This window comes from Curtobacterium sp. MCBA15_001 (assembly GCF_001864835.1).
Taxonomy (GTDB): domain Bacteria; phylum Actinomycetota; class Actinomycetes; order Actinomycetales; family Microbacteriaceae; genus Curtobacterium.
Genome location: NZ_MJGI01000021.1, coordinates 112,274 through 133,305, shown reverse-complemented (window position 1 = coordinate 133,305; position 21,032 = coordinate 112,274). Strand labels below are relative to the sequence as shown.

Below are 21,032 nucleotides of genomic sequence, written 5' to 3'. Positions count from 1 at the left end.
CCGCCCTGCCCGACAACGTCTCGAATTCAGCAAGAGAGAAGAACATTGCTCGAAGCAACTTCCTTTGACGCACTGCGGATCGGCCTCGCCACGGCCGAGGACATCCGCCAGTGGTCGTACGGCGAGGTCAAGAAGCCGGAGACCATCAACTACCGCACCCTGAAGCCCGAGAAGGACGGTCTGTTCGGCGAGCAGATCTTCGGTCCTTCCCGCGACTGGGAGTGCGCCTGCGGCAAGTACAAGCGTGTCCGGTTCAAGGGCATCGTCTGCGAGCGCTGCGGCGTCGAGGTCACCAAGTCCTCGGTCCGCCGTGAGCGCATGGGCCACATCGAGCTCGCCGCGCCCGTCACGCACATCTGGTACTTCAAGGGCGTCCCGTCGCGCCTGGGCTACCTGCTCGACATGGCACCGAAGGACCTCGAGAAGGTCATCTACTTCGCCGCGTACATGATCATCTCGATCGACGAAGAGGGCCGGCACGCTGACATGCCGGGTCTCGAGAACGAGATGCGCCTCGAGATCAAGAACCTCGAGAACCAGCGCGACTCGATCATCGCCGACCGCCTCAAGAAGCTCGAGGACGACCTCGCAGCGCTCGAGGAGGAAGGCGCGAAGGCCGACATCAAGCGCCGCACCAAGGACACCGCCGAGAAGGAGATGTCCCAGGTCCGCAAGTCCTTCGACGAGGACATCACCCGCCTCGAGCGCGTGTGGGAGGACTTCCGCAACCTCAAGGTGGGCGACCTCAAGCCCGAGGACGCCGTCTTCCACGAGCTGCAGGACCGCTTCGGGATCTACTTCGACGCCTACATGGGCGCCGAGGCGATCAAGCTGCGGCTCGAGGCCTTCGACCTGGCCGCCGAGGCCGAGTCGCTGCGCCTGCAGATCGCCGAGGGCAAGGGCCAGAAGAAGATCCGCGCGATCAAGCGTCTGCGCGTCGTCTCCTCGTTCCTGGCGACCGGTAACTCGCCGGCCGCGATGGTCCTCGACGTCGTCCCGGTCATCCCGCCGGAGCTCCGCCCGATGGTGCAGCTCGACGGTGGCCGCTTCGCCACCTCGGACCTCAACGACCTCTACCGTCGTGTGATCAACCGCAACAACCGTCTCCGCCGCCTGCTCGACCTCGGTGCCCCCGAGATCATCGTGAACAACGAGAAGCGCATGCTGCAGGAAGCGGTCGACGCGCTGTTCGACAACGGTCGTCGTGGTCGTCCCGTCACGGGTACCGGCAACCGCGCCCTGAAGTCCCTGAGCGACATGCTCAAGGGCAAGCAGGGTCGTTTCCGCCAGAACCTGCTCGGCAAGCGCGTCGACTACTCGGGTCGTTCGGTCATCATCGTCGGCCCGCAGCTCAAGCTCCACCAGTGCGGTCTGCCCAAGCAGATGGCGCTCGAGCTGTTCAAGCCGTTCGTCATCAAGCGCCTGATCGACCTGTCGCACGCGCAGAACATCAAGTCGGCCAAGCGCATGGTCGAGCGTTCGCGTCCGCAGGTGTGGGACGTGCTCGAGGAGATCATCCGCGAGCGCCCCGTGCTGCTGAACCGTGCGCCGACGCTGCACCGTCTGGGCATCCAGGCGTTCGAGCCGCAGCTCGTCGAGGGCAAGGCCATCCAGCTCCACCCGCTCGTGTGTGCTGCGTTCAACGCGGACTTCGACGGTGACCAGATGGCCGTGCACCTGCCGCTGTCGGTCGAGGCCCAGGCCGAGGCCCGCATCCTGATGCTCGCCTCGAACAACATCCTCAAGCCGTCCGACGGCCGTCCGGTGACCCTGCCCGCGCAGGACATGATCATCGGTCTGCACCACCTGACGACCGTCCGCGAGGGCGCCGTCGGTGAGGGCCGTTCGTTCTCCTCGGTCGCCGAGGCGATCATGGCGAAGGACCAGAACACGCTGCACCTCAACGCGCAGGTGAAGATCCGCATGTCGGGTGTCCACTTCGCCGAGGGTGAAGCGCCCGAGGGCTACGAGGTGGGTCAGTCGATCCTCCTCGAGACCACCCTCGGTCGTGCGCTCTTCAACGAGACCCTGCCGGCGGACTACCCGTTCGTGCAGCGCGTCACCGACAAGGGCACCCTCTCCGCGATCGTCAACGACCTCGCCGAGCGCTACTCCAAGACCGAGACGGCCGCCGCGCTGGACCGGATCAAGGACGCGGGCTTCTACTGGGGCACGCGCTCCGGTGTGACCGTGGCGCTCTCCGACGTCGTGACGCCTCCTCGCAAGAAGGAGATCATCGCGGGCTACGAGATCCAGGCCGCCAAGGTCCAGGGCGAGTTCGACAAGGGTCTGATCACCGACTCCGAGCGTCGCGCCGACCTGATCAAGATCTGGACGGAAGCCACCAACGAGATCGCGCAGGAGATGCGGGACAACTTCCCGGTCGACAACACGATCAACCGCATGGTGTCCTCCGGCGCCCGAGGCAACTGGCTGCAGGTCCGCAACATCGCCGGTATGCGTGGTCTGGTGAACAACCCGAAGGGCGAGATCATCGCCCGCCCGATCATCAACTCGTACCGCGAGGGCCTGACCGTGGCGGAGTACTTCATCGCCACGCACGGTGCTCGTAAGGGTCTGGCCGACACCGCGCTCCGCACCGCGGACTCCGGGTACCTCACCCGTCGTCTCGTGGACGTCTCGCAGGACGTCATCATCCGTGAGGACGACTGCGGCACCACGCGCGGCCTCGAGCTGCCGATCGCGACCGTGGACGCCGACGGCAAGCTCGTCCGTGACCCGCGCGTCGAGAACACCGTGTACTCGCGCACCCTCGCCACCGCGGCGTCGGACGCGAAGGGCACGGTCGTGGCCGAGGCCGGCGAAGACGTCGGCGACGTCCTCATCGACAAGCTGCTGGCAGCCGGTGTCGAGAGCATCAAGGTGCGCTCGGTCCTGACCTGCGAGTCCGCCGTCGGTGTCTGCGCGAAGTGCTACGGCCGTTCGCTCGCCACGGGCAACCTCGTCGACATCGGCGAGGCGGTCGGCATCATCGCCGCCCAGTCCATCGGTGAGCCCGGTACCCAGCTGACGATGCGTACCTTCCACACGGGTGGTTCGGCCTCGGCCGACGACATCACCCAGGGTCTGCCCCGTGTCACCGAGCTCTTCGAGGCTCGTACCCCCAAGGGCGCGTCCCCGATCGCCGAGGCCCCCGGCCGCGTCGTCATCGAGGACACGGACAAGGGCCGTCGCATCATCCTGACGCCGGACAACGGCGACGAGCCGTTCATCTACCCGGTGCTCAAGCGTGCGACCCTCCTGATCGAGGACAACCAGCACGTCGAGCTCGGCGAGCAGTTCATCGCCGGCACCGTCGACCCGAAGGAAGTCCTGCGGGTCAAGGGTGTGCGCGAGGTCCAGAAGCACCTGGTCAACGGTGTGCAGGACGTGTACGGCTCGCAGGGCGTGCCGATCCACGACAAGCACATCGAGGTCATCGTCCGCCAGATGCTCCGCAAGGTGACGGTCGTCGACCACGCCGACACGGACCTGCTGCCCGGTGAGCTCGTCGACCGGTCGCGCTACAACGCGATCAACCGTGCCGCGCTGCAGGAGGGTCGCAAGACCGCCTCGGCTCGCCAAGAGGTCATGGGCATCACCAAGGCGTCCCTCGCGACCGAGTCGTGGTTGTCCGCCGCGTCCTTCCAGGAGACCACCCGCGTCCTCACGCAGGCGGCCATGGAGGGCAAGCAGGACCACCTCGTCGGCCTCAAGGAGAACGTCATCATCGGCAAGCTCATCCCCGCGGGGACGGGCCTCAGCCGGTACCGCGACGTGGACGTGAACGCGACCGAAGAGGCGAAGGCGGAGCGGTACCCCAACCGCATCTTCGCTGACGACTCGTCGTTCTCGGACGCCGACCTGAGCTTCGTCGACTTCGACAGCTTCTCGTCGGACGACTTCACGCCGGGGACGTACAACTGAGTCTGAACTGACCTCAGACAGGAGGCGCGGTGCCAGCTGGCACCGCGCCTCCTGTGCGTTGGTGGGGACGTTGCGGTGGTGCGGACGCTGCGGTGCTCGCTCCGTCTAGATCGCGCGGCCGGCGTCGCTGTCGCGACCGCCCGACCCACGGCCCGTCTCGTCGGCCAGGGAGTACAGGCTGAGGACGTTCCCGTCCGGGTCGCGGACGTCGAACCAGTCGACGGCACCGTCGACGCGTTCGATCGGGCCCACGTCGATCCCGAGCGCAGCGATCCGGGTGTGCTGCGCGGCGACGTCGTCCACGCCGAACCGGACGACGACGGGGTTCTCCTCGGCGTCGGGGTCCTCGACGAGCTGGATCCAGATGCCGCCGATCTCGTACTCGGCGACGCCCGCCGCGGGTTCGAGGTCAGGGTCGAGCCGTTCGAAGACCGCGCCGTACCACAGGCAGGACGCTTCGATGTCGGTGACGGGCAGGCCCACGGTCACGCTCGTGATGTCCATGGCTCATCATGGCCCGCGCGCCCGCTCCGCGTCGAGGGTTCTGCGTGCCGTTCCTCCACAGTTCGCGGATCGTCGGGAGTTGTCCACCGACCCCTGTTCTGGGTGCGTTCTGACCCCTCCGCCCCCTCATTCTGGGACTGCGGGGCCGCGTGGTCCCGGCCGTAGCGTGGACGAGCGCCGGACCCGAACGCCGACGCGGTACACGCCCTGACGCGACCCAGTAAAGGAGGCTCCGAGGCACATGGCGACGCTCTCCGAGATCCTGATCCTCAACGGAGCCCTCCCGATCGAACACCTCGACTCGCTCACCGGCGACGAGGAGATCGACGAACGGTCCATCCGGACGTTGGTCGACCGCGGCGTCGTCAGCGAAGCGCAGTTCATCACCGCGCGTGCGGCGTCGAACAACTCCAAGACCGTGCCCCTGACGGACTACCCCGTCGACGGCACCGCCGTGTCGATCCTGCCCGCCGCGCTGTGCCGTCGCCACGGGGTGCTGGGCGTCGGGTTCGAGGGCGACGTGCTGGTGCTCGCGATGGTGAACCCGTCGAACGTCCTGGCGATCGACGACGCCCGCGCCGCGTGCGGTCGAGCGATCAAGCCGCTGCAGGTCGACGAGCGCGACCTGGCCTCGGCCCTGGACCGCTACCTGCGGGCCGACGACGAGCTCAACGACCTGACCTCGTCGCTCGAGGAAGAAGCGTCCGCCACCGCCAAGCAGGCCGACATCTCCGAGGGCTCGCTCGACGACGTCCCGATCGTGCGCTTCGTGAACCTGCTCGTCTCGCAGGCCATCCAGGACCACGCCTCGGACATCCACATCGAACCCGGCGAGCACGAGGTCCGGGTGCGCTACCGCATCGACGGTGTCCTGCACGAGATGTCGCCCGCGCCCAAGAACATCCAGAACGGCGTGATCAGCCGGCTCAAGATCATGAGCGACATCGACATCGCCGAACGACGCAAGCCGCAGGACGGCCGCATGTCCGTCCGGCACGGCGGGCGCCAGATCGACCTGCGCGTGGCGACGCTGCCGACGGTGTGGGGCGAGAAGGTCGTCATGCGCATCCTCGACAACACGAACACGTCGCTGACCCTGTCGGACCTCAACCTGCTCGAGCAGAACGCCGTCGCGTACCAGCGGTCGTACTCCAAGCCGTACGGCATGATCCTCGTCACCGGGCCGACCGGTTCCGGCAAGTCGACGACGCTCTACACGACCCTCAACGCCGTCGCGCGGCCCGAGATCAACGTCATCACGGTCGAGGACCCGGTCGAGTACCGGATGGCCGGCATCAACCAGGTGCAGGTGAACCCGAAGGCCGGGCTGACCTTCGCCTCGGCGCTCCGGTCGATCCTGCGGTCCGACCCCGACGTCGTGCTGCTCGGCGAGATCCGCGACCACGAGACGGCGCAGATCGCGATCGAGGCCTCGTTGACCGGGCACCTGGTGCTGTCGACCCTGCACACGAACGACGCCCCCTCGGCGATCACCCGCCTGACCGAGATGGACATCGAGCCGTTCCTGGTCGGGTCCGCGCTCGACTGCGTGGTCGCCCAGCGGCTCGCCCGCAAGCTCTGCGACCGCTGCAAGGCTCCTGCCGTGTACGAACCGTCGCAGCTCGCCGCGCTCGGGTTCATCCGGAGCGCCGACGCGCCCGTGCCGGAGTTCTTCGCCCCGATCGGGTGCGCCGTCTGCTCGAACACCGGGTACCGCGGCCGGATCGCCCTGCACGAGGTGATGACCGTGACCGAGGAGATCGAGCGGCTCGCCGTCGCCCGGGCCTCGAGCGCCGAGATCAGCCGGGTGGCGCAGGAGCAGGGCATGCTCACCCTGCGTCAGGACGGGTGGCAGAAGGTGCTGCTCGGGCTGACGAGCGTCGACGAGATCCTGCGCGTGGTCGCGTAGGCCAGGGAGAAGACACGATGACCGACTCCGTCTACGACATCACCGACGCGGACGACCCGATCGCCGGCTGGCACCCTGGTCGACCCGGCACCGAGGTCGGCGGCCGTCGCGCAGCTCGGCTGGCGCAGGCTGCCGCCGCGTCCCCGCAGCCGTTCTCCGGCGCGGCGCCCTCGGCGCCCGCTGCCGGTGATGCGCCGACCGCTCCGCCTGCCGGAACGGTGCCGACCGCGTCCGTGCCCGTCTACGACCTGTCCGACGACCTGGCCGGCTGGCCGGCTCCGGCTGGCGCACCGGTCGCCGTGCCGGTGGCGCAGCCGTTCGCGGCGCCGGCCACTCCGCCTGCCGCGGTGCCGGCGTCGACCGCGAGCTACGGCTACACCGACGCACCGACCCGCCAGCTGCCGGCGATGATGGCGCCTGTCGCGGGCGCCGTCGGCGTGCAGGAGATCGAGTTCAGTCGACACGCACGCGAGGTCGCGGACCCCGACCTGATCACCGCGCTCGCACAGGTCGTCTACCAGGGCGCCTCGGACCTGCACGTCACGGCCGATGCCCCGCCGACCGTGCGGGTCGATGGCTCCCTGCGGCCCGCCGTGCCGGGCGGTCCCTGGGCGCGCAACAAGGTCATCGCCGCGCTCAAGACCCTGATGACCGTCGAGCAGGCGGGTGCCTTCGACCACGAGCAGGAGCTCGACTTCGCGTACTCGCTCTCCGCGGAGTACCGCTTCCGCGTGAACTACTACCAGCAGCGTGGCAACTGGGGCGCCGCCTTCCGCATCATCCCGACCAAGATCAAGACGCTCAAGCAGCTCGGGATCCCGGAGCACGTCGGTGACTTCGCCAAGCTCCCGCGCGGGCTGGTCCTGGTCACCGGCCCCACCGGGTCCGGCAAGTCGACGACCCTCGCCGCGCTCATCGACCTGGTCAACGAGACCCGTGCCGACCACATCGTGACGGTCGAGGACCCGATCGAGTTCATGCACGACCACAAGAAGGCGATCATCAACCAGCGCGAGGTCGGGGCCGACACCCAGTCGTTCGCGCGGGCGCTCAAGCACGTGCTGCGACAGGACCCCGACGTCATCCTGATCGGCGAGCTCCGTGACCTCGAGACCATCTCCGTCGCGCTGACCGCCGCCGAGACCGGCCACCTGGTCTTCGCGACCCTGCACACTCAGAGCGCACCCGGCACGATCGACCGCGTCATCGACGTGTTCCCCCCGCACCAGCAGGGGCAGATCCGCACACAGCTCGCCGCCACGCTCGAAGGGGTGGTCTGCCAGACGCTCGTGCCGAAGGCCTCCGGGTCGGGCCGTGTCGTCGCGACCGAGATCATGACGACCACCCCCGCCATCGGCAACCTCATCCGTGAGGGCAAGACCTACCAGATCACGTCGGCCATGCAGGCCGGGCGTGACACCGGCATGCACACCATGGACCAGGACCTCGCGGAGCTCGTCAACGTCGGCACGGTCACGCGTGCCGCGGCGATGGAGAAGGTCCACGACCACGAAGGGTTCGACCGGCTGGTGCAGCGCGTCGAGTCCCCGTCCGACTCGTCCGCCGCGGCCATCGCCGCGAGCGAGATCGACTTCGGCGACAAGTTCTCCGGAGGCCACTGATGTCGCTCGCGTTCGACTACCGAGGCCGCGACGGGGGCGGCAAGCTCGTCAAGGGGCGGCTCGATGCCGCTTCCGAGGGGGCCGTCGTGCAGCGGCTGCGGACGATGGGGGTCTCGCCGATCGCCATCACCGAGGCCAAGGCCGGCACGGGGCTGCAGACCGAGATCAAGATCCCCGGGTTCGAGAAGGGCGTCGGGCTCAAGGACCTCGCGATCATGTCGCGCCAGGCGTCGACGATGTTGACCTCGGGCCTCTCCCTGCTCAGGGCGTTGTCCATCCTCGCCGACCAGACCGAGAACAAGAAGCTGAAGGACATCCTCGGCAAGGTCCGCGACGACGTCGAGCGTGGCGTGGCCTTCTCTGACGCCGTGGCGAAGTACCCGGTCGACTTCCCGCCGATCATGATCAACATGATCCGAGCCGGAGAGACCGGCGGCTTCCTCGACCAGGCCATGGACTCCATCGCCACCAACTTCGAGAAGGAGCACAAGCTCCGTTCGACGATCAAGTCGGCGATGACCTACCCGGTGGTCGTGCTCGTGATGTCGCTCGTAGCGGTGGTCGTGATGCTCGTCTTCATCGTGCCGATCTTCCAGAAGATGTTCGAGGGCCTCGGTGGGCAGCTCCCCCTGCCGACGCAGATCCTGGTCGTGATGTCGCACGCGATGATCTGGGTCGGCCCGATCCTCGCAGTCGCTCTCGTTACGTTCTTCTTCTGGTGGCGGGTGAACAAGAACACCGATCGGGTCCGAGCATTCGTTGATCCCCTGCGATTGAAACTCCCGGTGTTCGGCCAGCTGAACCAGAAGATCGTCCTGGCGCGGTTCGCCCGGAACTTCTCGAACATGATCGGCGCTGGAGTTCCTATTCTTCAGGCACTGCAGATCGTCGGCGAAGTGTCGAACAACTTCGTCGTCCAACGCGCTCTCGAACGCGTTGCTGAATCGGTTCGGAAAGGGCAGTCGATCGCTGAACCGCTTGCGCAGGAGAAAGTGTTCCCGCAAATGGTCTCGCAGATGGTCGCGGTGGGAGAAGATGCCGGTTCACTCGAAGTGATGCTCGAAAAGATCGCGGTCTTCTACGACAACGAGGTCGAATCGACGACCGAAGCGCTCACGTCGCTGATCGAGCCGCTCTTGATCGCATTCCTCGGCGTGGTTGTGGGTGGCATGATCGTCGCGCTCTACCTGCCCATCTTCAAGATCACCTCGCTCATCCACTGAGTGCTTCACCCCTCGGACGAGGGGAAGCCGTTCGCAGGGTGCCCCCGGTACTGGGGGCATTTTGCTGCGCATTGACCCCCGTTCTCGGGATTATGCCGTCAAAAGCCCTTCAATACGCTGATCCACGGCGGCAGAGCACAGCCCCCAACCATTTCCTGTCACATTCCCGAAAGAATGGAAGAGCACATGTACTCGGCTCTCATGGGCAAGCTGAACGCTCGCCGCAACGGCCTCGTCGCAAACGACGACAAAGGCTTCACCCTGATCGAACTCCTCGTGGTGGTCATCATCATCGGCATCCTCGCCGCGATCGCGATCCCGGTGTACCTCGGCGTCCAGAACAACGCCAAGGACTCGGGCGTGCAGAACGACGTCGCGAACTTCAAGACCGCAGTCGTCAGCATCTCGACGCAGAACAGCAACACCCTGCCCGCGACGGCCACCATCTCTTCCTCCGCCGGCATCTCCGCCGCGGCCGTGACCGGCGGCCAGACCTGGTCGGACGCCGGCGTCACCTGGTCGGACTCCGAGTCCGAACTCAAGTACGTCAAGGGCGGCGACACCACCTTCTGCGTCCAGGGCAAGAGCTCGACGGGCAAGACCTTCGCCGCGACGCAGACGGCTGGCGCGAAGTCCGGCACCTGCTCGACTGCAGGCGCCTTCGTCGCAAGCTGACCCTTCGAACCACCGTCGTGCCACGCCGTTCACACGGTCTGGCTCGGCACATCCCCTGAGACGAGGTGACGCATGATCCGCGCAGCACGCGCCGTTCGGCGTCACCTCGTCTCCGAGGAGTCCGGGTTCACCCTCGTCGAGGTGATCGTGGCCATCACGGTGTTCGGCATGATCATCGGTGGGGCCCTCGTGGGCATCGCTTCGGTGATGCGAGTCACTTCGGACAACTCGGCGCGGTCCGAGGCGACGAACCTCGCGGCCGGGGCGATCGACACGGCCCGCGTCGAAGCGCAGAACAACATCACCGGGATGGGTGGCACAACGGCGACCCCGACGGTGGACGGCCGGACGTACACGGTCCGGCGGACGCTGGACTGGCAGTACACGGACGGCACGACGAACCGGTGCTCCGCGTCCGCAACCGGGGGCACCGCGCAGCTCCTCTTCCTCAACGTGCACGTGAAGGTCACCTGGCCAGGCATGGGGTCTGCAGCGCCTGTCGTCCAGGAGACCGTCTTCTCGCCGTCGACCAAGATCAACGACCCGACCCGCGGGACCATCCTCGTGCAGGTGCAGTCGATCACCGGCTCTGGTGGCGTGGCTGGCATCACCGCTTCCATCGCACCCGCCTCGAGCTCATCCGTCGCCAACAACACGGCGACCCCCCTCTCCACGGCACCGGCCCTCACGAACAGCGACGGATGCACCGTGGCGATCAAGGTGGTCCCCGGTACCTACGTCGTGACGCTCGCGGCCCCTGGTGGGGCACAGTTCCGCGACCAGGACCAGTCAGCGGCCCCGACCAAGACCGTGGTCGTCCGAGCCGGCCAGTCGAGCGGCGCCGCCTTCAACTACGACCCGGCGATCCCGGTGGCGATGAGCTACGGCAGTAACGGCAATGCGCCCATGTTGCCGACGAACCTGACCACGTCGTTCGTCAGCACCTACGGGACCTACAGGGCAGTCGGCACGCCGACGACGCAGTACCTCAGCCCGATCCCGTCCGGGTACGTGGTCTACCCGGGCCCTTACGACTCGAACGCGAACAACGCGGACGGGACGACGAACACGAACAGCTGCCTGTCCACGGACCCGGCGATGTGGCCGACCGCAGCAGACGGTCGGGTCGGCAAGACGCCGACTCCTGCCGTGTCGAAGGACCAGCTCAACGGAACCGTCGCCATGGGACTCGTGACGATCACGATCAACAAGTCCGACACGATCATCACGGCCAGGACCGCCGCTGCGGCCGCCGGTGACCCCGGATGCCGTCTGGGTCAGACGCTGGCGTTCTCACGTTCGTCCACCGGTTCGAGCGGAACGGTCGACGTCACGCTCGCGCTGCCCTACGGGACCTGGTCGGTCACCAGCCAGGCGTCTTCCCTGTCCATCCCGGTCAACCGCACGCCGAAGGGGATCCTCGGAGTCATCCTGAACTCCGGTTCGGTCACCCTCGACCCGAGGGTCGCACCGTGACCGCGCTGCGGGACCGACTGCTCGCTCGCGTCCGTCGCGACGACGGCATGACGCTGGTCGAGCTCCTTGTCGCGGTCTCCCTGTTCGCCGTGCTGCTCGCGATCGTCGGCGGAACGTTCTACTCCATCACCAGAGCGACGACCTTCGCTGCTGCGCGCGACTCGAACAGCCGCGTGGCGTCGACGGCCATGAACGAGATGGTCAAGATGATCCGAGGCGCAGCGGACAACCCGAAGGTCGGCGCGAACGACGACCCTGCGTTCTTGTCCGCCGGTCGGAACAGTCTGACGCTGACCACCCTCGTGTCGTCGGGCCGGTCCGCGGTCCCGCAACGCGTCGGCTTCTCGCTGTCGGCGGCCGGCGTGCTCACGGAGAACATCGTCATCGGCAGCACCACCGACAACACCTACTACTCCTTCACCGGTGCCGGCACGACGCAGGCCATCGCGAGCGGGATCGAGGTCCCCTCCTCGACGGGCACTCCGGTCTTCCAGTACCTGGACAAGCTCAGCAACCCCGTCACGCCCGACCCGGCCACCGGGGTCCTGACGAGTGACCAGGCCGGGCAGGTCGCGTTCGTGCAGCTCTCGATCCGCGTCTCGTCAACGTCGAGCGCCCTGAAGAACGGCATCACCCTGCAGAACACGGTGGGCCTGCCGAACCTGCTCGAACCCACCGGAGACCCGACATGATCCGACTGCGACGTCTCCTCCATCTCGATGCACTCCGCGACGACCGGGGCATGGCGCTCGCGATCGCCATCATCTTCGGCACCGTCGTGGTGTTCATGATCGCGACGGCGACCACGATCGCAGTGGGTGGGATCAAGAAGTCCTCATCGGACGCCGACTGGAACGCGGCTCTGAGCGCGGCGTACGCAGGCGTCGAGGACTACGAGGCGCGGCTGTCGAACGACACCGGCTACACCCAGTACGGCAACCCCGCAGCACCGTTCTCCTCCACCAGCCCTGGGCTGACCCTCCCGAGCGGTGGATCCGCGAACGACGCGTTCGGAACCGGTGCATCAGGCTCATGGGCTTCGGTCCCGGGAGGGGACGGGCGATCGCGGTACCGCTACGAGGTCGACTCCTCCAAGTACTACGACACCGGCGTCGTCCGTGTCCGCGCCACCGGGAAGGTCGGGTCCGCCGTCCGTTCAGTCGTCGCGAGCATCCGCCAGCAGGGGTTCATCGACTTCCTGTACTTCACGGACTACGAGATCCAAGACCCGGTGCTCACGAACGTCGACACCACGACCTGCGTCAAGCACGCATGGGAGGGACGCCCGACGTCGACGAGGAGCAACCTCTGTGGCGAGATCGCGTTCGACGGCGGCGACACGATCGATGGACCAGCGCACTCGAACGACACCATGCGCATCTGCCAGGCGACCTTCACGAAGCCGATCACGACCTCGAACCCGACGACGACCGGCCTCCGGTACAGCAAGGTGAACTCGACCGGAGCATCGTGCGGCGGTCAGGTCTTCCCGGCCGGTGTCTCGCAGCCCGCCTTCACCTCGACGATCGGCATGCCCTCCACGAACGCGCAGCAGAAGGCGGCGACGCAGTACAACACCGGCACGGCGACGACCCGGCAACCGGGCTGCTTGTACACCGGACCGACCGACATCACCTTCAACGCCGACGGGACCATGACGGTGCGCTCGCCGCGCACCATCAAGACCCAGACCGACGCGACCGATCCGACCCAGGGACGGACGCCAGCCGCATGCGGCGCGGTGGGGACGGGTCCGGGGCAGCTCGGATCCGCTTCGGGGGCCACCGTCGCGGTGCCTGCCAACAACCTCGTCTACGTCCAGAACGTCCCGCTCTCCGGTGATGCGAACGCCACCTTCACCACGACGCTCCGCGACACCTGCAACGTGGACAACGGTGTCGGGTACCCGCGCTCTGGGGAGACGCAGCTGAGTTCGAGTCCGTGCAGCTACGGGTCACGGTCCGGCGACGCGTTCGTGCACGGTGTCCTCGACGGGCAGGTCACCGTCGCTGCCGAGAACTACCTCTACGTCACCGGCGATCTCACCTACCTCGATCGCGGGTCGGACATGCTCGGGCTCACCGCGACCAACGCCGTCATGGTGTGGAACCCCATCGCGCAGACGTGTTCACGGACCTCGTGCTCGACGTCGTCGATGCTGGGCGACCGGGACCGGGAGATCGACGCCGCGATCATCTCCGCGGCGCACACCTTCCAGGTCCAGAACAACGCCTACGGCGGCGACCGAGGGACGTTGACCATCTACGGTGCAATCGCGCAGAAGTTCCGTGGGGTGGTCCGGTCCGGCGTGAACGGGTACCGGAAGGCGTACAGCTACGACGCCCGGCTCAAGCACACTGCCCCGCCCAGCTTCCTCAACCCCGTGACCACCACCTACGGCGTGACGACCATCGGCGAGGTGTCGCCGGCGTACTCGGTCTCGGGCGATTGCGCCAAGAAGGCAGGAGTCTGCGTGTGAACGTCCTCCAGCAGCTCGCCGTCCCGCTCGTCGCGATCGCGGGCACCCTCGGACTCCTCATCGGCTCGTTCCTCAACGTGGTCGTCCACCGTGTCCCTGCTGGGCTGTCCGTCGTCAGCCCCCCGAGCGCATGCCCGGCGTGCGGGCACGGAATCCGAGGGCGGGACAACATCCCGGTGGTGTCCTGGCTGGTGCTCCGGGCAGCGTGCCGGGACTGCGGCAGCCGCATCTCCGCGCGGTACCCCTTGGTGGAAGCCGCGACGGCCGTGCTCTTCGCGGTTGCCGCCGGACTCGTCATCGGTCGGAGCGCGGGAACCTCGAGCGTGACCGCGTCCATCACGCTCGTGGCGATGCTCTACCTGTTGGCAGTCACCGTCGCGCTCGCGCTCATCGACATCGACACGCATCGGCTGCCGGACCGGATCGTCCTGCCCGCGTACCTGGTCCTCGGTGCACTGCTCACCGGCGCCTCAGCCGCGAGTGGGGACTGGGGCGCGCTCGTCCGTGGAATCGCCGGCATGGCGATCCTCGCGGTCGGGTACCTGACTCTCGCCCTCGCCGTGCCAGGAGGCATGGGCATGGGCGACGTGAAACTCGCAGGTGTGCTCGGACTGGTCCTGGCGTACCTCGGATGGGGACCCCTCGCAGTGGGAGCTTTCGGCGGGTTCGCCCTCGGCGCTACGTTCTCGATCGTGCTCCTCGTGACGAGGCGCGTGAAGCGCGGCGGGGGCATCCCCTTCGGGCCGTGGATGCTCGCAGGAGCGTGGCTCGGCATCTGCGCTGGCGACCAGATCTGGTCCGCCTACCTGGGCCTCCTCGGCCTCTCCTGACCACTCCGCGAGAAAGGCGAGCACATGACGCGCAACGTCGTCGGCATCGACATCGGCAGCGCCTCGATCCGCGCGGTCGAGGTCGCCCACGGCCCGCGGGGCGTCACCTCCATCGTCCGACTCGCCGAGGTCGCGGTGCCAGCGGGGGCGACGAGCCGCGGCGAGGTCCTCGAGCCGAACACGGTCGCGGGCGCACTCAAGCAGCTGTGGGCGCTCGGACGGTTCCGGTCGAAGAACGTGGCGCTCGGGGTCGGCAACCAGCGGGTCCTCTCGCGGGACCTCACCGTCCCCAAGGCCCCCATCGCGCAGATCCGCGAGTCGTTGCCGTTCCAGGTGCAGGACCTGCTCCCGGTCCCGGTCGGCGACGCGATCCTGGACTTCTACCCGATCGCCGAGGGCGACGGCGACGGCGGTCCCGTTGTCCACGGACTCCTGGTGGCTGCCATCAAGGACGCAGTCCTCGCCAACGTGCGCGCGGTCCAGCTCGCCGGCCTGAACCCCGTCGGCGTCGACCTCATCCCGTTCGCCCTGAGCCGGGTCTTCGTCCCATCGACTCGATCGCGCGGATGCATCGCCTTGATCGAGCTCGGTGCGAACACGACCACCGTCGTCGTCACCGTCGACGGTGTGCCGCACTTCGTCCGCATCATCCCGACCGGTGGCGACGACCTGACGATGCAGATCGCGAACCGACTCGAAGTACCGCTCGAACAGGCAGAGCTCGTCAAGCGGTACATCGGCATGGGGGACCGGGCGCGGACGCCGGACGACATGCGTGCCGCAGCCGTGATCCGCGAAGTGGGGCACGAACTGATCTCGAGCGTGCGGAACACGTTGAACTACTTCGTCAACACGAAGGGATCCGGACAACCGGTCACGCAGGTCCTGCTCGCCGGCGGGGCACGGAGCCTCCCCGGCTTCCGTGAGGCGCTCGGCAGTTCGAGCGGCACGGTGGTGACGAACGGGGACGCGTTCGCCGAGGCACAGTTCGCGCGGTCGCTCGACGCGGCCAGCCTCGCGGACCGCGTGCCAGACATGGCCGTCGCATGGAGTCTCGCCGCAGGAGGTCGAGCAGCATGACCGAGATCCTCGAGAAGCCTGGTCGCGTCCCCAAGGGACGCCGTCCGCGTCAGGGGTCCGAGCGCACCCCCGCCGCTCGTGTCGCGGAGGAGCACGACAAGCGGATGAAGCAGCAGGGCCGCGGCGCTGCTCGACCTCTCGTCGTCGGCGGTGTCCCGCGCGTCGACCTGCTGCCGACCGAGGTACTGGTCGACCGTCGTCAGCGGACCGTCACGCGTCGCGCTTGGCTCGGCGTCATCGTGATCGGCGCGGTGACGGTCCTCGGCGTGACCGCTGCGACCCTCACGAGCATGACCTCCGAGCAACAGCTGCGCGTCGCGCAGGCACAGAGCACGGCGCTCCTGCAGCAGCAGGGGCAGTTCTCGGAGGTGCGGGACGTCGAGAGCCGCTCCGACCTGGTGGAGGCCGCTCAACGGGTGGGCGGATCGACGGAGATCGACTGGAGCGACTACCTCCAGGCGGTGCAGGCATCACTCCCCGCGGGTGTGATCATCTCTGGTATCGACGTCGACTCGGCATCGCCGCTGACCTCCTTCCCACAGAGCACAGGCGCCCTCGAAGGGGCTCGATCCGCGACCCTGGCGTTCGAGGCGGACAGCCCGACGCTGCCTTCGGTCCCCGAATGGCTCGAGAGCGCACGGGAACTCCCCGGCTTCGTCGACGCAAACGTCACCGCGGTGACGTTGGACGAGACCTCCGGGCACTACACGGTGAACATGACCGTGCACATCGACGCGCGGGCGTTCGACGGCAGGTACGCGGAGGACGCACGATGAGCAAGAACCGTCTCCAGCTGGTCATCGCTCTCGCGGTGGGACTCCTCGTCGTTCTCGGGGGTGCCCTGCTCGGCGTACAACCACAGCTCGCTCAGGCGTCGGCCAACCGGGAGCAGCGGAGCCAGATCGACGCGACGAACCGCACGTACCAGGCAGAGCTCGCTCGCCTCCGGGCCCAGGCGCAGAAGCTCGAGCCCATGAAGCAGCAGCTGTCGGCGCTCCAGGCATCGGTGCCCTCGACCGCGGACATCGCGTCGTTCTACAAGGAGATCGACCAGGTCGGGACGACGAGTCGTGTCACGGTCAGTGGCGTGACCGTCGCCGATGCGGTCGCCTATGCACCGCCGGAGGTGTCCGAGCCCGCTGTTGCGGCAACCCCTGCTGCGGGAGCCACCCCTGCACCGACCGCGGCGCCGTCCCCCACGACCCCTGTCGCTCCGACCCCGAAGACCGACTCGAAGATCACGTCGGCAAACTTCTCCACCATCGCGGTGAGCATCGACGTGGTGGGTGACTTCTCGGAGGCGCTCGCCTTCGCCCGAGGGATGCAGAACGGTCCGCGGTTGTTCCTGGTGAACGACCTCAAGGCGCAGCAGAACGACGCAGTCGAGGGAGCGACGACCTCGTCGATGTCGTGGTCGCTGAGCGGCTACGTCTACGTGCTCGCAGACGCGAAGACAGCACATCAGTCGCAGACCACTGCCACGCCTTCCGCAACCCCCGCCGCAGGCTGACCACACTCCTCCACAGGGCCCCCACCAACTGGGGCCGTCCACACCACGCCGTGGACACTTCCGCAACGCCTGTCGGTGTGCCTACGATGCTCCTGATGCCGCATCCCGTGGCTCACCTCACCCCTCGGACGACCGGCTCGAACCGGTTGCTCCTCGTCGTGCCCGGAGTCGCGCGTGTTGTCTGGAATCGTGGAGTTCCTCGGCTGGTTCGGAGCCGTAACCGTCCTTGCAGGTTACATTTTGTTCTCGACGGGCAAGCTCCCGAACGGTCCCGTGTACCAACTGTTCAACCTCGTCGGCGGGGTGTCCGTGGCGATCAACGTCGCAGCGCATCATGCCGTCCCGTCGACCATCGTGAACGGCATCTGGGCGATCGTCGCGGTGGTCGTGCTGGTCCGGATGGCGCGGGCCCGACGTGCCGCGCGTCGGACCGGACTCCGCGCGACACCGGAACTCCACGCCGAGCCCCTGGCGACCACCGCTGTCCTGCCGGTGATCGGCCCGGCGGTCCACCAGCACGAGGCAGCAGCCGAGCCCGCGACCGACTTGGCGGACGCCACCCCGCGCCTCCAGACCGACGCGGAACCCGCCCAGACGGAACTCGCCCGGACGCTACCCGCCCGGACAGAACCCGCCGCACCGGAGCCCGCCGCACCGATGACCGCCAGCGTCCCCGTCATCACCGCGACCATCGCGCTCGCCCTCGTGAGCGCCGCGCAGGAACAGCACCGAGCCCACCGCGCAGCCGAGCGGGCGGACCGCACGGACGACGCGACGACCCCCGCGGACCGAACGATCGACGCGACGACCGCCGCCGACCGCGTCCACTGACCTCCTGGCGCCCGCCCGGCGATACGATCCCAGCATGTCCCGATGGCTCGTGGCGACGATGACGTCCGTCCTCTTCATCGCTCTGGTGATCGCGGTGACCGGCTTCGAGGCACTCCTGGCGAACGTCGAGGTCATCGCGCAGACCGACGCGACGCCGTACCTCGGCCCGGCGATGGTGGTCGGCGGCGCGGTGGTCGTCTTCATCGCGACGGCCCTCGGCATCCGCGAGGGCAACCCCGGCGTCACCGGTCTGGTCGCAGCGGCCACCACCTACCTCGTCATGCTCGGGGTGGGAGCAGTCGGCTACGCGCTCATCCGCGGTGACGCGACCGAGCTCCTCGTGTTCCCGGCCGGCTACGCGCTCGGCCCGTTCGTCGTCGGCTCGGTGGTCGTCGCGATCCTCGCGGTGGTGGGCGGCATCACGATGGCCCGACACCAGCCGAAGCAGTCCCACTGACCCCGACACCAGCCAGAGCAGTCCCACTGGGTCCGACCCCTGCGCTCACTGACCCCGGTCGCCGCTAGGCTGCTGCCGAGCCGGACCACCACCCCGGCGCCGACGTGACGGGGGAGCCATGACCGACGAGCCGGACGCGCACGGACCCGCAGACACGGCCGACACCCAGGGGCAGGACCGCTGGGCTGCGGTCCCGCGTGTCGCCGACATCAGCGGCACGCGCGCAGCACCGCAGCCGGTCGCCGGCCAGGCGCAACGACCGCGCCGCCGCCTCGGCCGCCGTGCGGTCGTCGGCCTGGTCGCGGGTGGCGCGGCCGTCGTGCTGCTGCTGGTCGCGGGGGTCGTCGGCTGGTCGGTCGGCACCGACGCGCACTCGGCCGACCGACCGGTCCGCGCGTTCCTCGACGACCTGTCGGGTGGTCGCGTCGACAGTGCCCTGCGGGACGCGGGCATCCAGCACGGCCGCTCGGACGTCCTCCTGACCGACGCCGCGTACGCGAAGGTGAAGGACCGTGTCACGGGGTACCGGATCACCGGGGTGCAGCGCGACGGTGACACAGCGACCGTGGGCGCGTACCTCACCCAGGCCGGCCGACAGGTCCCGGCGACCTTCACGCTCGACCAGACCGGCACCGACTGGGGCGTGTTCCCGGTCTGGACCCTGCAGGCGCCCCGGCTCGGTGCGGTGGAGGTCGCGGTCCAGGGCCCTCCGAAGGCGACCGTCACGGTGTCGGGGCAGCGCACGACGACCAGCGCGTCCGGGACCGCGACGCTCAAGGCCCTCCCCGGTTCGTACGAGGTCGGGGTCGACGGCGGCACGTGGTTCACCGCCGATGCCCAGACCGCCACGGTCCGCGGCTTCGGGGACACCGCTTCCAGCCCGGTCACGCTGACGACGGCGCTGACGGAGGCGGGCCAGCAGGCAGCGACGCAGGCGGTCGAGGCGTGGGTGGACGGCTGCATCGCCTCCACCTCGACCACTCCGGACGGCTGCAGCTTCTACGCCTACGGCGAGAACCCGGCGAACACCTACACCAACCAGAAGTGGACGCTCGATGCGCGGCCCACCGTGTCGGTTGCCGGGTGGGAGACGAAGGGGTGGCTGGTGACGACGTCCTCGTACGGCTCGGCGACGTACACCGCCGACTTCACCGGCCCCGCGGGCTCGGGGACCGCGACGGCCGGTCCGATCAACGTGAACGCGAGCGGGTACGTCACCGGCTTCAGCGACAGCGGCGCCACGTTCGTCTCCGCGGTCGGCAACGGCTCCTCCGACTCGGGTTCCTGAGTCCGGGTCCGGTCCGCCTCGGGTCCGTCCCACACCGGACGGGAGGCCCGTGTCAGCTCCCAGCGGACACGCGCCGTGCGCGGGTGCCCGGGATTGATTTCGCGGGGTGCCACCGGTAGGCTCTTCCGGGTGTGCGCCCTCGGGCGCGCCCCGAAGTCCGGCAGGTCGACGACCTGGATCCGGACAGTCCGCCCCCAGATCACCGTCCGCCGAACCGGCGGCCGTCTGTGTGGGCGAGGATGCCGGCGGACCGCGTCGGCCAGAGAACACGAGCGAGAACCAGGAGAACAGTTGCCTACTATTCAGCAGCTGGTTCGCAAGGGTCGGAGCCCCAAGGTCGTCAAGACCAAGGCCCCGGCACTGAAGGCGAACCCCCAGCAGCGTGGTGTGTGCACCCGCGTCTACACCACCACCCCGAAGAAGCCGAACTCGGCACTGCGCAAGGTCGCTCGTGTCAAGCTCTCCAACGGCACCGAGGTCACGGCCTACATCCCCGGTGAGGGCCACAACCTGCAGGAGCACTCGATGGTGCTCGTCCGCGGCGGTCGTGTGAAGGACCTCCCCGGCGTGCGCTACAAGATCATCCGTGGCGCCCTCGACACGCAGGCCGTCAAGAACCGCAAGCAGGCGCGTAGCCGCTACGGCGCGAAGAAGGGTTAGTCAGATGCCTCGTAAGGGACCGGCCCCCAAGCGCCCCGTCGTCGCAGACCCCGTCTACGGCGCACCGATCGTCAGCCAGCTCGTCAACAAGATCCTCCTGGACGGCAAGAAGGGCCTCGCCGAGCGCATCGTCTACGACGCACTCGAAGGCGTTTCCGCCAAGAACCAGCAGGATGCCGTCGTCACCCTCAAGAAGGCGCTCGACAACGTCCGTCCGACCCTCGAGGTCCGCAGCCGCCGCGTCGGTGGCTCGACCTACCAGGTCCCGGTCGAGGTCAAGCCGCACCGTGCGAACACGCTGGCCCTGCGCTGGCTGACCTCGTACGCCAAGGCCCGCCGCGAGAAGACGATGACCGAGCGTCTCATGAACGAGATCCTCGACGCGTCGAACGGTCTCGGCGCCGCTGTCAAGCGTCGTGAAGACACCCACAAGATGGCCGAGTCGAACAAGGCCTTCGCGCACTACCGCTGGTAGTCCAGGCACCGTTCGGGCGCCGGCGGTCAAGAACCCCCGGCGCCCGGACGGACGCCAACCTCTCCTACAACTCTTCCGGAGGAACC

Annotated in this window: 18 protein-coding genes; 17 read left to right on the top strand and 1 reads right to left on the bottom strand. The window is 68.1% G+C overall.

Features of this window, described 5'->3' with window-relative positions; translation table 11 throughout:
* Positions 1-45 precede the first annotated feature (45 nt).
* Entirely contained in the window at positions 46-3,927 is a 3,882-nt protein-coding gene (locus BIU90_RS07080; RefSeq protein ID WP_071299518.1) for a DNA-directed RNA polymerase subunit beta', read from the top strand.
* Positions 3,928-4,032: 105 nt separating this feature from the next.
* Here the strand turns inward: BIU90_RS07080 and BIU90_RS07075 are convergent, their stop codons facing one another.
* Complete coding sequence (locus tag BIU90_RS07075; RefSeq protein WP_071299517.1) at positions 4,033-4,431, bottom strand: VOC family protein; 399 nt, start codon at positions 4,429-4,431, stop codon at positions 4,033-4,035.
* A 241-nt stretch (positions 4,432-4,672) separates the two neighbouring features.
* Between BIU90_RS07075 and BIU90_RS07070 the strand changes: the two genes are divergently transcribed.
* From BIU90_RS07070 to rpsG, 16 genes are all read left to right on the top strand, one after another.
* Positions 4,673-6,340 (top strand): GspE/PulE family protein, encoded by a 1,668-nt coding sequence (locus tag BIU90_RS07070; RefSeq protein ID WP_071299516.1) that lies wholly within the window; start codon positions 4,673-4,675, stop codon positions 6,338-6,340.
* Between the two features lie 17 nt (positions 6,341-6,357).
* Entirely contained in the window at positions 6,358-7,962 is a 1,605-nt protein-coding gene (locus BIU90_RS07065) for a type IV pilus twitching motility protein PilT (protein WP_175470153.1), read from the top strand.
* Positions 7,962-9,185, top strand: coding sequence for a type II secretion system F family protein (locus BIU90_RS07060; protein WP_071299515.1), 1,224 nt, complete (start codon positions 7,962-7,964; stop codon positions 9,183-9,185). The genes BIU90_RS07065 and BIU90_RS07060 overlap by 1 nt, the downstream gene beginning before the upstream one ends.
* A gap of 201 nt (positions 9,186-9,386) precedes the next feature.
* Complete coding sequence (locus BIU90_RS19230; RefSeq protein ID WP_368086272.1) at positions 9,387-9,860, top strand: type II secretion system protein; 474 nt, start codon at positions 9,387-9,389, stop codon at positions 9,858-9,860.
* A 72-nt stretch (positions 9,861-9,932) separates the two neighbouring features.
* Positions 9,933-11,336, top strand: a complete 1,404-nt coding sequence (locus tag BIU90_RS07050; RefSeq protein ID WP_071299513.1) for a type II secretion system protein — start codon at positions 9,933-9,935, stop codon at positions 11,334-11,336.
* Positions 11,333-12,028, top strand: coding sequence for a type II secretion system protein J (locus tag BIU90_RS07045; protein WP_071299512.1), 696 nt, complete (start codon positions 11,333-11,335; stop codon positions 12,026-12,028). The genes BIU90_RS07050 and BIU90_RS07045 overlap by 4 nt, the downstream gene beginning before the upstream one ends.
* 50 nt (positions 12,029-12,078) lie before the next feature.
* Positions 12,079-13,815, top strand: coding sequence for a hypothetical protein (locus tag BIU90_RS07040; protein WP_254786968.1), 1,737 nt, complete (start codon positions 12,079-12,081; stop codon positions 13,813-13,815).
* Entirely contained in the window at positions 13,812-14,645 is an 834-nt protein-coding gene (locus tag BIU90_RS07035; RefSeq protein WP_139195149.1) for an A24 family peptidase, read from the top strand. The genes BIU90_RS07040 and BIU90_RS07035 overlap by 4 nt, the downstream gene beginning before the upstream one ends.
* Before the next feature lie 24 nt (positions 14,646-14,669).
* Positions 14,670-15,725 (top strand): type IV pilus assembly protein PilM, encoded by a 1,056-nt coding sequence (gene pilM / locus BIU90_RS07030; RefSeq protein WP_071299510.1) that lies wholly within the window; start codon positions 14,670-14,672, stop codon positions 15,723-15,725.
* Positions 15,722-16,501, top strand: coding sequence for a hypothetical protein (locus BIU90_RS18630; RefSeq protein ID WP_083403771.1), 780 nt, complete (start codon positions 15,722-15,724; stop codon positions 16,499-16,501). The genes pilM and BIU90_RS18630 overlap by 4 nt, the downstream gene beginning before the upstream one ends.
* Positions 16,498-17,235: a type 4a pilus biogenesis protein PilO gene (gene pilO, locus BIU90_RS07020; RefSeq protein WP_071299509.1), complete on the top strand. Its 738-nt coding sequence runs from the start codon at positions 16,498-16,500 to the stop codon at positions 17,233-17,235. Before BIU90_RS18630 ends, pilO begins: the two co-directional genes overlap by 4 nt.
* 273 nt (positions 17,236-17,508) lie before the next feature.
* A complete protein-coding gene (locus BIU90_RS07015; protein ID WP_139195147.1) occupies positions 17,509-18,066 on the top strand; it encodes a hypothetical protein in 558 nt (185 codons plus the stop codon).
* A gap of 34 nt (positions 18,067-18,100) precedes the next feature.
* Positions 18,101-18,523 carry a DUF6121 family protein gene (locus tag BIU90_RS07010; RefSeq protein WP_071299507.1) on the top strand — a complete coding sequence of 141 codons (423 nt, stop codon included), beginning with the start codon at positions 18,101-18,103 and terminating at the stop codon, positions 18,521-18,523.
* 118 nt (positions 18,524-18,641) lie between these two features.
* Positions 18,642-19,811, top strand: coding sequence for a hypothetical protein (locus tag BIU90_RS07005; protein WP_071299506.1), 1,170 nt, complete (start codon positions 18,642-18,644; stop codon positions 19,809-19,811).
* A gap of 291 nt (positions 19,812-20,102) precedes the next feature.
* On the top strand, positions 20,103-20,471 hold the full coding sequence (gene rpsL, locus BIU90_RS07000) for a 30S ribosomal protein S12 (RefSeq protein ID WP_056121393.1): 369 nt from the start codon (positions 20,103-20,105) through the stop codon (positions 20,469-20,471).
* Positions 20,472-20,475: 4 nt separating this feature from the next.
* Entirely contained in the window at positions 20,476-20,946 is a 471-nt protein-coding gene (gene rpsG, locus BIU90_RS06995; RefSeq protein WP_071299505.1) for a 30S ribosomal protein S7, read from the top strand.
* The last annotated feature ends 86 nt before the right edge of the window (positions 20,947-21,032 follow it).

Bases quoted from the DNA above. Each gene is read 5' to 3' on its own strand.
- BIU90_RS07075 (WP_071299517.1), bottom strand. From the start codon at position 4,431: ATGGACATCACGAGCGTGACCGTGGGCCTGCCCGTCACCGACATCGAA.
- BIU90_RS07070 (WP_071299516.1), top strand. From the start codon at position 4,673: ATGGCGACGCTCTCCGAGATCCTGATCCTCAACGGAGCCCTCCCGATC.
- BIU90_RS07065 (WP_175470153.1), top strand. From the start codon at position 6,358: ATGACCGACTCCGTCTACGACATCACCGACGCGGACGACCCGATCGCC.
- BIU90_RS07060 (WP_071299515.1), top strand. From the start codon at position 7,962: ATGTCGCTCGCGTTCGACTACCGAGGCCGCGACGGGGGCGGCAAGCTC.
- BIU90_RS19230 (WP_368086272.1), top strand. From the start codon at position 9,387: ATGGGCAAGCTGAACGCTCGCCGCAACGGCCTCGTCGCAAACGACGAC.
- BIU90_RS07050 (WP_071299513.1), top strand. From the start codon at position 9,933: ATGATCCGCGCAGCACGCGCCGTTCGGCGTCACCTCGTCTCCGAGGAG.
- BIU90_RS07040 (WP_254786968.1), top strand. From the start codon at position 12,079: ATGGCGCTCGCGATCGCCATCATCTTCGGCACCGTCGTGGTGTTCATG.
- pilM (WP_071299510.1), top strand. From the start codon at position 14,670: ATGACGCGCAACGTCGTCGGCATCGACATCGGCAGCGCCTCGATCCGC.
- BIU90_RS18630 (WP_083403771.1), top strand. From the start codon at position 15,722: ATGACCGAGATCCTCGAGAAGCCTGGTCGCGTCCCCAAGGGACGCCGT.
- pilO (WP_071299509.1), top strand. From the start codon at position 16,498: ATGAGCAAGAACCGTCTCCAGCTGGTCATCGCTCTCGCGGTGGGACTC.
- BIU90_RS07010 (WP_071299507.1), top strand. From the start codon at position 18,101: ATGTCCCGATGGCTCGTGGCGACGATGACGTCCGTCCTCTTCATCGCT.
- BIU90_RS07005 (WP_071299506.1), top strand. From the start codon at position 18,642: ATGACCGACGAGCCGGACGCGCACGGACCCGCAGACACGGCCGACACC.
- rpsG (WP_071299505.1), top strand. From the start codon at position 20,476: ATGCCTCGTAAGGGACCGGCCCCCAAGCGCCCCGTCGTCGCAGACCCC.